Annotated in this window: 15 protein-coding genes; 2 read left to right on the top strand and 13 right to left on the bottom strand. The window is 49.4% G+C overall.

What is annotated here, in order from left to right; translation table 11 throughout:
- Positions 1-124: 124 nt before the first annotated feature.
- The 10 genes from rnc to ACWA2B_RS23335 all read right to left on the bottom strand — a co-directional run bounded on the left by rnc (position 125) and on the right by ACWA2B_RS23335 (position 8,201).
- Positions 125-823, bottom strand: coding sequence for a ribonuclease III (gene rnc, locus ACWA2B_RS23380; protein ID WP_029515003.1), 699 nt, complete (start codon positions 821-823; stop codon positions 125-127).
- Between the two features lie 12 nt (positions 824-835).
- On the bottom strand, positions 836-2,074 hold the full coding sequence (gene fabF / locus ACWA2B_RS23375; RefSeq protein WP_029515005.1) for a beta-ketoacyl-ACP synthase II: 1,239 nt from the start codon (positions 2,072-2,074) through the stop codon (positions 836-838).
- Between the two features lie 228 nt (positions 2,075-2,302).
- Entirely contained in the window at positions 2,303-2,536 is a 234-nt protein-coding gene (locus ACWA2B_RS23370; protein WP_007429985.1) for an acyl carrier protein, read from the bottom strand.
- Positions 2,537-2,644: 108 nt separating this feature from the next.
- Complete coding sequence (fabG, locus tag ACWA2B_RS23365; protein WP_039274753.1) at positions 2,645-3,394, bottom strand: 3-oxoacyl-[acyl-carrier-protein] reductase; 750 nt, start codon at positions 3,392-3,394, stop codon at positions 2,645-2,647.
- A 50-nt stretch (positions 3,395-3,444) separates the two neighbouring features.
- The gene (fabD, locus tag ACWA2B_RS23360) at positions 3,445-4,389 is read right to left on the bottom strand and encodes an ACP S-malonyltransferase (protein WP_165147628.1); all 945 of its coding nucleotides are present in this window, start codon (positions 4,387-4,389) and stop codon (positions 3,445-3,447) included.
- An 81-nt stretch (positions 4,390-4,470) separates the two neighbouring features.
- Complete coding sequence (locus ACWA2B_RS23355; protein ID WP_029515009.1) at positions 4,471-5,460, bottom strand: beta-ketoacyl-ACP synthase III; 990 nt, start codon at positions 5,458-5,460, stop codon at positions 4,471-4,473.
- 8 nt (positions 5,461-5,468) lie between these two features.
- The gene (gene plsX, locus ACWA2B_RS23350; RefSeq protein ID WP_029515010.1) at positions 5,469-6,461 is read right to left on the bottom strand and encodes a phosphate acyltransferase PlsX; all 993 of its coding nucleotides are present in this window, start codon (positions 6,459-6,461) and stop codon (positions 5,469-5,471) included.
- Positions 6,445-7,041, bottom strand: a complete 597-nt coding sequence (gene fapR, locus ACWA2B_RS23345) for a transcription factor FapR (RefSeq protein ID WP_039274761.1) — start codon at positions 7,039-7,041, stop codon at positions 6,445-6,447. Before fapR ends, plsX begins: the two co-directional genes overlap by 17 nt.
- A 281-nt stretch (positions 7,042-7,322) precedes the next feature.
- Complete coding sequence (gene rpmF / locus ACWA2B_RS23340) at positions 7,323-7,496, bottom strand: 50S ribosomal protein L32 (RefSeq protein ID WP_007429979.1); 174 nt, start codon at positions 7,494-7,496, stop codon at positions 7,323-7,325.
- Positions 7,497-7,682: 186 nt separating this feature from the next.
- On the bottom strand, positions 7,683-8,201 hold the full coding sequence (locus ACWA2B_RS23335; RefSeq protein WP_029515015.1) for a YceD family protein: 519 nt from the start codon (positions 8,199-8,201) through the stop codon (positions 7,683-7,685).
- Positions 8,202-8,557: 356 nt separating this feature from the next.
- Here ACWA2B_RS23335 and ACWA2B_RS23330 point away from each other — a divergent pair, with 356 nt between their 5' ends.
- Positions 8,558-9,793, top strand: coding sequence for a nucleotidyltransferase (locus ACWA2B_RS23330; RefSeq protein WP_209948022.1), 1,236 nt, complete (start codon positions 8,558-8,560; stop codon positions 9,791-9,793).
- Here the strand turns inward: ACWA2B_RS23330 and ACWA2B_RS23325 are convergent.
- The gene (locus ACWA2B_RS23325; RefSeq protein ID WP_029514737.1) at positions 9,783-10,814 is read right to left on the bottom strand and encodes a YlbL family protein; all 1,032 of its coding nucleotides are present in this window, start codon (positions 10,812-10,814) and stop codon (positions 9,783-9,785) included. The two genes, ACWA2B_RS23330 and ACWA2B_RS23325, sit on opposite strands and share 11 nt — an antisense overlap.
- A gap of 197 nt (positions 10,815-11,011) precedes the next feature.
- Between ACWA2B_RS23325 and ACWA2B_RS23320 the strand changes: the two genes are divergently transcribed.
- Positions 11,012-12,295 carry a nucleoside recognition domain-containing protein gene (locus ACWA2B_RS23320; RefSeq protein ID WP_069011387.1) on the top strand — a complete coding sequence of 428 codons (1,284 nt, stop codon included), beginning with the start codon at positions 11,012-11,014 and terminating at the stop codon, positions 12,293-12,295.
- Here ACWA2B_RS23320 and coaD read toward each other — a convergent pair.
- Together coaD and rsmD are read right to left on the bottom strand one after the other, a co-directional pair.
- Positions 12,258-12,779: a pantetheine-phosphate adenylyltransferase gene (gene coaD / locus ACWA2B_RS23315; protein WP_029514739.1), complete on the bottom strand. Its 522-nt coding sequence runs from the start codon at positions 12,777-12,779 to the stop codon at positions 12,258-12,260. The genes ACWA2B_RS23320 and coaD overlap by 38 nt on opposite strands.
- Positions 12,772-13,413 carry a 16S rRNA (guanine(966)-N(2))-methyltransferase RsmD gene (gene rsmD / locus ACWA2B_RS23310; protein WP_029514740.1) on the bottom strand — a complete coding sequence of 214 codons (642 nt, stop codon included), beginning with the start codon at positions 13,411-13,413 and terminating at the stop codon, positions 12,772-12,774. Before rsmD ends, coaD begins: the two co-directional genes overlap by 8 nt.
- Positions 13,414-13,822: the final 409 nt, after the last annotated feature.

Below are 13,822 nucleotides of genomic sequence, written 5' to 3'. Positions count from 1 at the left end.
GCCACGAAAAAAGAGCAAAACGCAGTCCATTCGCCATTACGGGCCGGGACTCCCCGCGGACTGCCCTTTGCTCTTACTTTGTGCCCCCTGCTTGCGTAACCCGTCCGGGCTGCTCAGGTACCGATTACGATTCTGCCAGCTTCAAACGGTTTAAAGCTACTGCCGCCGCTTGCTGCTCTGCTTCTTTTTTGGAGCGCCCCGTACCTGCCCCTAGCCGTTCGCTGTCCATATATACCTCGGCTACAAACTCGCGCTCATGGGCTGGTCCGCGCTCCTCTACAATCTTGTATTCAAGCATCCCCATGTTATGATGCTGTGTCAGTTCCTGAAGCTCTGTTTTGAAATCACTCATCTGAAGTTTACCATTTAATACAATTTGAGGAAAAATATAATGTTCCAGAAACGAACGGACGGCCTCCAGACCCTGATCCAAATAAAGCGCACCTACGAACGCTTCGAATACATCAGCCAACAGAGCCGGACGAGTACGTCCACCTGTCAACTCTTCACCTTTTCCAAGCAGCACATATTGCCCGAACTCAAGCCCGACAGCAAACTTCACCAGAGAAGGCTCACAGACAATAGCTGCACGCAGCTTGGTGAGTTCGCCTTCGGGTCGGTTAGGGTACTGATTGTACAATTGCTCGGACACCGTCAATTCCAGAACAGCGTCACCTAAAAATTCAAGACGCTCATTGTCTGCATGCTGACTGAACCGATGTTCGTTTACGTAGGAAGCGTGCGTAAACGCCTGCTTCAGAAGCTGCCGATTGTTGAATTGAATATGAAGTTTCTGCTGTAATTGCTTCAAGTCTCCACTCAACGAACTGACCCCTTATGCTTCATATTTTTTTAGAATAACCGTAGCATTGTGACCGCCAAAACCAAAGGAATTGGACATAACCACATTCAGTTCCGCTTTTCTCGGCTTATTAGGTACATAATCAAGATCGCATGCCGGGTCTTGATTATCCAAATTAATCGTTGGCGGAATCGTCTGATGCTGAAGGGCGAGACCACAGATCACGGCTTCAACGCCGCCCGCTGCACCCAATAAATGCCCTGTCATCGACTTAGTTGAGCTGATCGCTACCTTATAGGCATGATCTCCAAGCGTTTTCTTAACTGCTTCCGTTTCGGATTTATCACCGACTGGCGTAGACGTACCATGTGCATTGATATAATCAATCTCTTCAGGATTCAATCCAGCGTCACGGATCGCCATTCTAATGCAGCGTGCTGCTCCCTCTGGATCAGGCTCTGTCATATGATGAGCATCGCCAGAAAGACCGTAGCCAATCACTTCACCGTAAATACGCGCACCACGCTTCAAAGCATGATCCAACGATTCCAGAATAAGAACACCAGAGCCTTCGCCCATAACAAACCCGTCTCTTTCGGTATCAAAAGGGCGGCTTGCCTTTTCAGGCTCGTCGTTACGCGTGGACATCGCTCGCATGGAACAAAATCCAGCCATACCAATCGGACGGATAGTCGCCTCAGCTCCTCCGCAAATCATGGCGTCTGCGTCACCGCGCTGAATCATGCGGAAGGAATCGCCAATAGCATGACTGCCCGTGGCACAAGCCGTAACTGGTGATGTATTTGGGCCTTTAGCACCGAGCGAAATCGACACTTGACCGGAACCCATATTAGCAATCATCATCGGGATGAAGAAAGGGCTTACGCGTTTAGGTCCTTTTTCAATCAGTGCGTTGTGCTGATCTTCCCAAGTTCCCAATCCGCCAATACCGGAACCGACAGATACACCAACACGCTCAGCTTCCGCATTTTCTCCGATTACAAGTCCGCTGTCCTCAAGCGCCAATTTACTAGCAGCAACCGCAAACTGCACAAAGCGGTCCATTTTACGCGCATCCTTACGTTCAATATAATCCTCTGGATTAAAATCTTTAATGGAAGCGGCTATTTTCGTAGTGTACTCACTTGTATCGAAAGCTTCGATTTCACTGACGCCGGATTTTCCGGCCATCAGATTATCCCATAGTGTGTTCAAATCCTGTCCCAGCGAAGTGATTACACCCATTCCTGTTATGACAACACGTTGTTTCAAAGATAATCACCTCTATGTCTACTGCATATTGTATTTTAAGACCGCACACTTTTGTGCGTAAAAATAATATAGAATCAACTAAAGTTAGTAATGCGGCATACTTCTCAGCCTTTGACTAAGTTAAGCTGAACCAAACTCAAAAACACGCAGCAATTCCGCCTTTAGTTCAATCTGTATAATTAGGAGAAAGTCCCGCCTGTAACAGAACGGGACTTTTGATGACATGAATTAGGTATGAGATTGTATGTACTTCACAACTTCACCTACAGTTGTAATTTTCTCTGCATCTTCATCAGAGATTTCCATATCAAACTCATCTTCCAATTCCATTACCAATTCAACTACATCGAGAGAATCAGCGCCTAAATCATCTTTAAAAGATGCTTCAAGTGTAACTTCGGCTTCGTCGGCTCCCAAACGGTCAACGACAATGCGTTTTACGCGCTCCAATACATCGGACATCCGGCTCACCTCCTCTTAGGTATTATACGAAAATTACAATTAAAATGCCATAGAAGAGAGTTTTCTTTGACAACTCTTCATCGGGGCATGCAGATTGGCAACATGCTACTACATATACATGCCGCCATCCACATGCAAAGTCTGGCCCGTCATATATGAGGAAGCATCCGAGGCCAAGAACAGCACCACGTCAGCAATTTCCTCAGGCCGTCCAAGACGGGCCAGCGGAATACCGCTAAGCATATTGTCACGCAAATCATCAGCCAGTACCTGTGTCATCTCAGTATCGATGAATCCGGGAGCTACACAGTTCACTGTAATACCTCTCGATGCAAGCTCTCGAGCAGAGGATTTGGTAAGACCAATCACCCCTGCTTTAGCAGCAACGTAGTTGGCTTGTCCTGCGTTGCCAAGGACACCAACCACGGAGGAGATATTGATAATTCGGCCAGAACGCTGTTTCATCATTGGACGTGTTGCCGCCTTAAGACAATTAAACACACCCTTCAGATTCGTTTCGATCACCTGATCGAATTCCTCTTCCTTCATGCGCATGATTAAATTATCTCTTGTTATGCCGGCATTATTCACCAGGATGTCAATCTTGCCCCAAGCGCCAATCACATCCTTGATCAACTGATCTGCTTCGTCAGCGCGACCGACATTAGCCTGAACTGTAATAGCCTCCACACCTTTGGCACGAATCTGCTCAGCTACCTCAGTCGCAGCCGCTTCACTGCCAGCATAGTTTACCGCCACATTAGCGCCTGCATCAGCCAGCGCCAGCGCGATACTACGGCCAATTCCGCGCGACGCTCCCGTAACGAGCGCCGTTTTTCCACTTAATGGCTTAGACATCATAGTCCTCCCTTGCAAGTATATAACCCGTTAAGGCAATGATTATACTTTTAACGGGCCTCCAAGGCTTCCGTTACAGAAGCAATCGACTCCAGGCTACTTATATTATACAGCTTAACCGTTTTGTCGATTTTTTTAACCAGTCCAGTCAAAACACTTCCCGGTCCAAACTCAACAAAAGTGTCAACACCTTGTTCCAGTAGCCATGCTACACTGTCTTCCCACAGTACCGGAGAATAGACCTGATCCACCAACAGTTGGCGGATTTCACTCCCCTCACGTACAGGTTTAGCTGTTACATTAGCCACCACCGGAATCTGAGCTTCAGAGAAAGTTACAGTCCCCAACTTGTCTGAGAGCTTGGTCGCTGCTTCCTTCATCAATGACGAGTGGAAAGGACCGCTAACCTCCAGAGTAATAGCACGCTTGCCGCCTGCTTCCTTCACACGTTCAGCGACAGCAGCTACGCCCTCCTTCGTACCAGATACAACAATTTGTCCAGGACAATTGATATTAGCTAGTTCGACCAGTTGACCAGACTCCGTAATATCACGGCACAATGCTGTCAATGCTTCACGATCAGCTCCCAACACAGCAGCCATACCGCCTTGTCCATCAGGAATAGCCTGTTCCATAAACTGACCACGTGCACGAACAGTCTCAACCGCATCCGCAAATGCAAGGACACCTGAAGCAACTAGCGCGCTGTACTCTCCTAGACTGTGTCCAGCTACATAATCGGGATGAATGTCCATTTTTTCCTTGAACGCTTCATACAGCGCAATGCTCGCCGTTAACAGTGCAGGCTGCGTATTGGATGTTTGCTTCAAAGCTGTGTCTGGCCCTTCAAAAACCAGTGTGCTTAGTGCGAACCCTAACCGTTCGTCCGCTTGGCGAAATACTTCTGTTGCAGCTGGAACTGCTTCATAAGCATCTTTAGCCATACCTACAGCTTGTGAACCCTGACCGGGGAATATAAATGCCGTTTTGCCCATCGTGTATGCACCTCTCTATATCCAATGCTTGTCCTGTAAAACACTACACAAATTCAATATTATATCAAAAATTCCATCTTATTACCAGACAAGAACCGACGCTCCCCAGGTCAAGCCACCGCCAAAGCCCACCATTAATACACGGTCGCCTTCCTTCATGCGGCCTTCCTCAGCTGCTTCTACTAGGGCGAGAGGGATTGATGCTGCGGATGTATTCGCATATTTATGAACATTAACAACTACCTTTTCCTCTGGCAAATCCAGACGTTGCATCGCCGATTGGATGATGCGAACATTGGCTTGATGTGGAACGAACAGATCAATATCATCTTTGGACAGCCCTGCTTTTTCCAACACATCAACCGTTGCCGTTCCCATAACACGAACCGCGAACTTGAACACTTCGCGTCCGTTCATGTAAATATAGTGCTGTTTATTCTCCAGTGTGTCTGCACTCGCAGGCAAACGCGAGCCACCAGCTTCCAGCTTAAGCAAGGTTCCACCTGCGCCTTCAGCCCCGAGATCAAAGGATTGGAATCCTCTGCCTTCAGGCACTTCGCCAATCACTACAGCTCCTGCACCATCTCCGAATAGGACACAGGTATTGCGGTCGGTATAATCTGTAATCCGAGAAAGACAGTCTGCCCCAATGATTAACGCATTATTATAAATACCTGTCTTAATGAAGCTCGTTGCCGTAGCCAGTCCGTATACAAAACCCGAGCATGCCGCAGACAAATCGAAAGCCGCTGCGCCTTTGGCTCCCAGTTTGTCCTGAAGAATGCAGGCAGTTGACGGAAACGCCATATCCGGTGTAACCGTAGCTACAATAATTAAATCCAGATCCTGTGCCGTCATACCCGCGGACTCCAACGCCTTAATTGCTGCTTCATAAGCTAAATCAGATGTAGCCTGCTCTGGAGCTGCAATATGGCGCTCCTGAATCCCTGTACGGCTGACAATCCATTCATCACTTGTTTCTACGATTGCTTCCAAATCTTTATTGGTCAGAATTTTCTCAGGTACGTATTTCCCTGTTCCGATAACACCAACCGGCCGTAATTTATTCATATCGTCACTCACTTCCTGCTGATTTCCTTGGATATACTTTCCACCAACCGGTTTTGCAAGGCCGTACGAGCCTGCCTTACCGCATTTTTGACGGCAACGCCGTCAGACGAACCGTGACTTTTCAGGACGAGTCCACTCAAACCCAGCAAAGGAGCCCCGCCATGCTCTTTATAATCCAATTTACCTTTCAGACTGCGGAGCTCAGGCATAATCAAGGCTGCCGCAAGCTTGGTCTTCAAGGATTTGGTGAATTGCTCTTTTAAGAGAGAAAATATGGCCCCCGCTGTACCCTCTAGTGATTTTAGCATGATATTTCCAGCAAATCCATCACACACCAGTACGTCGCAATTCCCAGTTAACACATCTCTCGATTCAACATTACCCACAAAATGGACAGGTAACTGCTCAATAAGTGGAAATGCCAACTTCGTCAGTTCATTGCCCTTCCCAGCTTCGGTCCCCACATTCAGCAGACCCACCCTTGGAGAAGCCACACCGTGAACTTTCTGACGATACAAGCTCCCCATCAGTGCATACTGGGCAAGATGCTCAGGCTTGGCATCCATATTGGCTCCCAAGTCAAGCGCCAGAATACCCTGATCGTCAATCGTCGGTATCATCGGCGCGAGAGCCGGACGTTCAATGCCCTCCATTCTTCCAACCACCAGCAACCCCGTGGTCATTAGCGCGCCTGTATTACCTGCAGATATCATGGCATCCGCTTCGCCTTCTCTGACCATTCGACCAGCTACGACCATTGAAGCATCCTTTTTGCGGCGCACTGCCTTTACAGGCTCGTCCTGCGCATCTATCGTTTCGGATGCATGGCGAATGCTGAGGTTCGTCGGCAACGCTCTACCATTCAGAACCGATTCAATTCGTTCCCGGTCACCAACCAGCGTAATGTCCGTATCCTTCCATTCCGCCGCCGCAGATAGCGCGCCCTCTACTGTCGCCTCAGGAGCATTATCTCCCCCCATGGCATCAATGGCGATCCGCATGCTGACTTCCTCCTTCGCTATACTCTTCCTCCGTGGAGCGATAAATGACAAAGTTGCCTTGGAACACCATTTCTTCTCCTACGTAGGCGAAAACTTCCACTTTAGCCTTCCCTTTTTGTTCTGGATTTGAACGTACATATGCCTTGGCAATGCACTTTTCACCTAAATGAACCGGGCGGACAAAGCGTATATCCGCTGATGCAGTCAATGCTATCTCATCATTAATCACAGCAACGGCCAATGAATTGGCCTGAGCAAATACATAATGCCCCCGCGCAATGCCAGTACGCGAAAAAACATGTTCCTCTTTAATCTCAAAAATCGAAATACCGCTTCGATCCAACTGCAGATCAACGATATCCCCGATCACTTCATGCAAAGGCAAGGAACGAACCTGGTCGTAGGAGCGCTCAGCCATCAGCTTTAGCCGTTCCCGCAATTCCGGGATTCCCAGCTCCATCCGGTCCAGCCGAATAGTCTGAATACTCACCTTCAGCTGTCTTGTCAATTCCTGATCCGTTACGAATGGATTATCATCAATTAATTGAGTCAGCCGCTGCTGTCTCTGTCTCTTCGGCAAACGTTCGATGTCAGTGACGCCTCCTTTCCCTACAATAAACCATCATTCAGACGACAGTTCGGGTTACTTTACTTCACTTTCTAACGGCGAAACTTCAAGCCGATTTGTCTTCTTGTATGTATAAAGGAACCCCTTCGGCCCTTCTTTCTTAGAACCTGGTACTAAAACAGTATATAGCATGCTGACGTAAAAAGGAAGCATGCAGACAAAAAAAGTAGCGCCTCACTGAAGTGAAGCGCTACTTTTTCTGCGAAGATTCCAAAGAATCCGCTTATCGGACATTATTGAGAGATGATCTCTCTAGCTTTGTACGTTCCGCAAACTTTGCACACATGGTGAGCAAGTTTCAATTCGCCGCATTCGGAGCATTTCACCATACCTGGTACTGCCAGTTTAAAGTGAGTACGACGTTTGTCGCGACGAGTTTTGGATGTTCTCCGTTGAGGTACTGCCATTATTCCCACCTCCTTAACCAGATCAACCCCGCATAACGGGTATGACTTCTTATCTCATTCAAGACTGAAGAAAATGCCAGAAGCAATTATCTTACAGCCGGTGAATCAAGCCTGCAACATCCACGCATCGGTTCTGTAACTTTCCGGCACAAGCGGATGATGATTTTTCAGAATTGAACTCAATTCTCATTTAAAAAAATCCTTAAGCCCTGCCAGACGCGGATCAATCTTTTCCGTATCGCCATCGCTACTGTCATCGGAGCCAATACTCCAGTTTTGTCCGGTCTTTGGTGCGATTCCCTGACAATCCTCACTGCACAAAGGCGCAAACGGCACATGCAGTACAAACAGTTCTTCACAATACGGTGCAATGTCGAAGGAGTCCTCCGTCACTGCGATAAAATCGCCATCTTCATCCTCCTCTTCAACACTCGAAGAGGTTTGCTTGAACCGTTCACGGAATTCAATCTTTAAATCCTCGTGCATCGGGCTTAAACAGCGTGAGCAGAGCATGTCCAGACCTGCGGTCAACGTGCCTTCCACGCTCATCAACCCTTGACCCAGACTAACGGCGACCAAGTCGGTCTCCAGCGGGGAAACGGCCGTAACATCAGCACGATCATCCACCAATTCACTCACATTAAGAGATTCACGGATAGGAAAAGGACCGTCACTTGTTGCTACTTTGCGAAAAAATAGTTGCATCACTATCACTCCAAACAAACAAAAATTATTATACCGACTGATCGAGTCGTTTGTCAACACCTTTCACTTTACACCACTCACAAATCCACCGGTTTTCCAATGGTTCGACAAGTTTTATGCAGAAGCAAAAATGCATTGTGCTAAACATGTACTGATGAGTATTCGTACCCCCGCCACTCTTCGTGTACAATAATGCGAGTATAAAGCTTTTTCGTCCAGGTCTCAATGGTCTTGTTCATGCCGATGCTGAAAAATCAGTATAGCTGCCCTGAAAACAATCATTCACGGGTACTTAACCATTATTGTCAAAATAGTTATCCAATAAGCTACTATAAGAAAGGAGCCGACATACGGTCTTGAAAACACTCGGTATGATTGTAGAGTACAATCCCCTGCATAACGGACATGTCCATCACTGGGAGGAATCTCTTCGCATCACTGGTGCACAGCGCACAGTGGCTGTGATGAGTGGTCCTTTCCTTCAGCGAGGTGAACCCGCGATTACAGACAAATGGTCCCGCACCGAAATGGCACTCGCCATGGGTGTGGACCTCGTTCTGGAGCTGCCTGTGGCCTATGCCGTCCAGCCTGCAGAATGGTTTGCCCGCGGAGCAATCGCCCTGCTCCATGCGACAGGCATCGTAGACGCGCTCTGCTTCGGCAGCGAGAGCGGAGACATCGCCCCGCTGCGCGCGCTGGCCCGCGTGCTGGCGGCAGAGCCGGCCGAGCTCAAGGCCGGCATCGCGCAGCGCCTGAGTAGCGGCGCGAGCTATCCCGCTGCCTACGCGGGAGCCGCAGCCGCGCTCGCGGCCGAAGGAGCGGACGGCGCTGCGCTCGCCGCCCTCATGCAGCAGCCCAACAATACGTTGGGGCTGCATTACTTGATTGCGCTGGAACGGCTGGGCAGCACAATCAAGCCCTTCACGGTAGCCCGCACGGGATCGGGCTACCATGAAGCCGTGGCCCCTGCGGACGGAGTCATCGCCAGTGCCACGGCCATTCGCCGTCTGCTGCTGGACGGCGGGCCGGAGGCCGCGTCGCCATACATACCTGCGGCGACACTGGGGATTTTGCGGCGCGAGTGGCAAGCCGAACGCGCTCCGCTGCATTGGGAAGCGTTCAGCCAGCCGCTGCTGAACGCCCTGATCACACGTAGCTCGCAGCAGCTGGCGGAGCTGCACGAGGTCACCGAAGGGCTGGAGCATCGTCTGCGACAATCGCTTTACACGCTGCCCCAGCCCTCTGTGGAGGCCCTGCTCGCCGCGATCAAGACAAGGCGCTATACTCGTACGAAGCTCCAGCGGATGTGTGCACATATTTTGCTAAATCATGCCAAAGCCGATATGACTCCGGCTGAGCTGGCGAAAGGTCCGGGCTATATCCGCGTGCTTGGCTTTAACAGGGCTGGACGCGAACTGCTGGCACGTATGAAGCAGACAGCCACCCTTCCGGTATGGGTCAAGCTGTCTGCCGGATCACATCCTCATCTGGACTGGGATACAGCCGCAGCCGCCATACATGCAGCCGGGATGCCACGCCCCGCCATCCGCGACATGTATGCTGATTACTTGCGACCGCCCATTATGGTTTGATGGGCAGCTTTTCCATATAATTCAGCGCATCGCCAAGTTTGCGAACCGGAACAAGCTTCATCCGGGTTCCAATTTGCTCAGCTTTGGTCTTGGCCTCTTTATAATTATCCGCAGGGACGAAAAACAAATCCGCACCCTGACGGTCAGCAGCAACTATTTTATACTTTGCACCACCAATCGCTCCAACCTGACCGTCCTTATCAATGGTACCCGTACCGGCTACACGATATCCCTTACTCAAATCACCTGGTGTCAGTTGGTTATAGATTTCCATGGTAAACATCAAACCTGCCGAAGGACCGCCAACATCCGTAGATGTAAAATGAATCGTTTTACGTCCATCCTTCGGCTCTACCTTCTGTACCGTGGCAATACTGACGCCAAATCCGGAACGTTGCTTGCCCGTCTCACTGTCCGTAATGGTCGTTAAAGGAGCTTGCACGGACAGCAACTTTCCATCGCGCTTTAGCTTCACTTTAGCCATTATTCCCGGTTTTTCGTCCTCCAAAGCCTTCCGAATGGAACGATTATCGGTCACCCTCACGCCGTTCAGCTCCAATATTTCATCCCCGGGGTCAAACACGCTGCTCGATCCCGGGACCTTAAATACATACACGTAATCCGGCACAATGCGATAGGGGACATGGGCACGGGTGTAGGCAGCCTCCATCGCGGAAGATTGGGAATCCCCCATATACCATAACTGTTCTGCCGCATACTCGTCTTCACTTTTTCCATGCAGACGATCCTCTTTGCGCTGAATCTCCGAATTGCGGTCCAACTTGGACAGACCCAACATGATAACATTGGCATAACGCGCCGATACCGTCGTCATCATAAAGGCCCCCCGTTCGATGCTGTCACCCTCCCGGACTCTAACCATCGGTTTGATCTCATTTGCCCCACCTGGTCCGTAGATCAGATAAGGGGTTGGCATATAGACCAGCACATAGACCATTGCAGCCAGCATTAAGACATAACCGGTTGTAAAAAAAGCTCTTTTCCGGTTTATTCGTTTCATTGCTTCTCCCCCCTTCCAGCCTAACTTCTCCCATCTTATCCAAGTGCCTCTGTGCACCTGTTCTCAAGCCTTTCAAAAAAGCATACATTATTTACGACAACGTATACGAACAACCTATCCCAAGACAACGAACGTGAATAAACGCTGGAGATAGCATCCGACTCTCCTTAGCATATTTATGAGAGGTGAATTTTTTGATGCAAAAGGAAGCCCATTCCGCTCCTTATTGGACAACCGTACTGCTTGGCCTCGGAGCCATTTTGCTTGTACTGGCTGTTGTCGCCTCACCAGAAAAAGTATTTCAAGCCTCTACTCAAGGCCTTAAGCTATGGTGGAGTATTATTTTCCCAGCTATGCTACCTTTTTTGATGCTGTCCGAAATGCTCATCGCCTTTGGTCTAGTACATGGACTAGGTGTCCTGCTGGAGCCGTTTATGCGATTCTGGTTCCGTCTACCCGGACGAAGTGGCTGGGTGTTGGCCCTCGGCCTGACCGCGGGATTCCCGGCTGCTGCGGAAGCAGTACGCCAATGGTCACAACAGGAAGATATGACCGCGCTTCAGCTTCGACGTCTAACCGCCATCGCTCATTTCTGCAATCCGATTACCATCCTGCTCGTCATCGGGACAGGGCTACTGCACAATGCTGCCGTAGGCGTGATGTTACTTGCCGTTCACTGGATTTCCGGGCTGCTGGCAGGCTGGATCACCGCCAGACTACCTGTATCGTCCAAAGAATTGCAAAAACGGGAAACGCCAGCTGCCCTTCGGCGCACCTCAGTTTCCCGTACTTCTCCCTCCCTGATCCGATCCGCATGGGAAGCTACCCGTTCTGCCAGAGAACGGGACGGCCGCAGCTTCGGAAAACTGTTGGGCGAAACCGTATCCCATGCTGTACAGACGCTGATGGTGACAGGTGGATTCATTATTTTCTTTTCCGTACTGATTCGACTGCTGTCCATATACACAGGCCAAGGATCGCTTTCTTTCATATGGCCTGCTTGGATGGAAATCCATCTGGGTTCCTATGAAACCAGCCGTCTGCCCTACGATCTCCGTACACAAGCAGCGCTGATCAGTGCTGTGTTGGGCTGGGGCGGCCTGTGCGGCTGGCTTCAAATTACCGCCGTCACCAGACCTTCCGACAAGGGTATCACCTTCACCTTGTCACGAGTGCTCCATGGGATCATTGCTTTTGGACTTACCTTGGCGACATGGGTCCCGCTTAACCGCATCGTCAGCAATACAATTCCCGCTTACGTCAGTCGCAGTTCTGTGTCTTCTTTTGCGGAAAGCGTAAATGAATCCGGCACGCATCCTGTCATGGCCGAAGCCAGCAGCTTACTAACACAAATAGAAGGAACATCTATGTACCCCTGGCAACTAACCGTACTGTCCATTGCGCTGCTGGGTACAATTATAGTTACCCTGCTGGCCTTTTCCTTTATGACTTCATGGTGGAGCCGCCGCGATTTGCGTTGACCTTTGCACGCAGCGCGTCTTCCACCTCCGGTGCCACCAGATCTACAACCTTGCCATCAAAATGCGCAATTTCCTTCACCATACTGGAACTCAGATATGAATAAGCCGGATTGGTCATCATAAAGATCGTTTCCGCATCCGGGTTCAGCTTATGATTTGTAGAGGCTAATTGCAGCTCATATTCAAAATCAGTCACCGACCGGATTCCTCTGACAATAACTTGGGCCCCTTTTTGACGTACATAATTAGCTGTCAAATCACGGAAGCTGTCCACCTCAACGTTCGGGATATTGCGAGTTACCGTTCGCAGCAGCTCCATTCGTTCCTCAAGTGAAAACAGCGGATTTTTACTAATATTGTTAAGAACCGCGACAATCAATAGATCAAACTGTCTGGCTGCTCTTTGAATAATATCCTGGTGCCCCATTGTCACAGGATCAAAGGTTCCCGGATATACGGCAATACGTGGTTTGTGCTCAATCATGATGGTCCTCCCCGTCTGATTCGATGATGCCGAACTTGACCACTCCGGCTTCTGTATGTTCTTCGACATCCGATAAAGCATCGGCTGCAAAATGATAAATGGATAACGCCGTTTCCCCATAGACTGCTTTTCTAACCTGTTCGAACGGCCCGAAGCTTTCCGGATATTCATGTCCCGATTCATACTCCAGCACGATGATTGCATCTGAACGAAGCAAGTTCAATTCAACCATACGGCTCATCAATTCATCTCCGTGTTTGAGACGATAGGGCGGATCCAGAAAAACAGCATCAAAAAGAGCTCCACGTTTTGCCAGCGCCTTGAGCGCTCGTCCGGCATCATTGCGGAACACTTCAGCCTGTCCTTCCAATCCAGTTTTTCGCAAATTTTCTTTAATGACATCAATGCTTTTGGATTCCATATCAATAAAAACAGCCTTGTCCATCCCCCGGCTAAGCGCCTCTATACCCAGGCCGCCACTGCCAGCAAACAGATCAAGTGCGACTCCCCCATCAAAATAAGGACCTATCATGCTAAATAGCGCTTCCTTGACCTTATCCGTGGTTGGCCGCGTCCCTGTACCGGGAACTGCCTTTAACGGCCTTCCTTTGGCACTACCTGATACCACTCTCACGCTGAAACTCACCTATTTTCTATATGTGTTCATAACCATAGATTATGACGCTATCGTACCACATGCACCGCCGTTTGAAAAACTTAGGATGAGGCAGGTATAAAAAACCATTCCCTGGGCATCCTTAGGATATCGGCATTCAACCAATGTCGTAGACAACCGCGGAGAAGACTTACGTTTCCCCATAAGCTCTTCGTCCGGTTTCTCCTCTCCCATTCGGGCGCTCTTTAAATGGAGCGCCTGATTTTTTTTGCATAAAAAGAAGCTGCTTAATAGCAGCTCCAGGCTGTCGAGAAAGTCTCGACAGCCTATTTATGTTAATTTTGTTTAAGACGACACCGCGTTAATGTTGTATAATATAGGTAACTATTGTAGAACGGATGGTGTTGATATGCTACGCTCCAACCGC

It is taken from the genome of Paenibacillus sp. CMM36 (assembly GCF_053570945.1).
Note: the sequence above shows the minus strand (reverse complement) of the source record. Positions and strands in the feature narration are given on the sequence as shown.

Bases quoted from the DNA above. Each gene is read 5' to 3' on its own strand.
- ACWA2B_RS23355 (WP_029515009.1), bottom strand. From the start codon at position 5,460: ATGAATAAATTACGGCCGGTTGGTGTTATCGGAACAGGGAAATACGTA.
- ACWA2B_RS23325 (WP_029514737.1), bottom strand. From the start codon at position 10,814: ATGAAACGAATAAACCGGAAAAGAGCTTTTTTTACAACCGGTTATGTC.
- coaD (WP_029514739.1), bottom strand. From the start codon at position 12,779: ATGATTGAGCACAAACCACGTATTGCCGTATATCCGGGAACCTTTGAT.
- plsX (WP_029515010.1), bottom strand. From the start codon at position 6,461: ATGCGGATCGCCATTGATGCCATGGGGGGAGATAATGCTCCTGAGGCG.
- rpmF (WP_007429979.1), bottom strand. From the start codon at position 7,496: ATGGCAGTACCTCAACGGAGAACATCCAAAACTCGTCGCGACAAACGT.
- fabG (WP_039274753.1), bottom strand. From the start codon at position 3,394: ATGTCTAAGCCATTAAGTGGAAAAACGGCGCTCGTTACGGGAGCGTCG.
- ACWA2B_RS23335 (WP_029515015.1), bottom strand. From the start codon at position 8,201: ATGCAACTATTTTTTCGCAAAGTAGCAACAAGTGACGGTCCTTTTCCT.
- ACWA2B_RS23320 (WP_069011387.1), top strand. From the start codon at position 11,012: ATGCAAAAGGAAGCCCATTCCGCTCCTTATTGGACAACCGTACTGCTT.
- ACWA2B_RS23370 (WP_007429985.1), bottom strand. From the start codon at position 2,536: ATGTCCGATGTATTGGAGCGCGTAAAACGCATTGTCGTTGACCGTTTG.
- fabD (WP_165147628.1), bottom strand. From the start codon at position 4,389: ATGGGCAAAACGGCATTTATATTCCCCGGTCAGGGTTCACAAGCTGTA.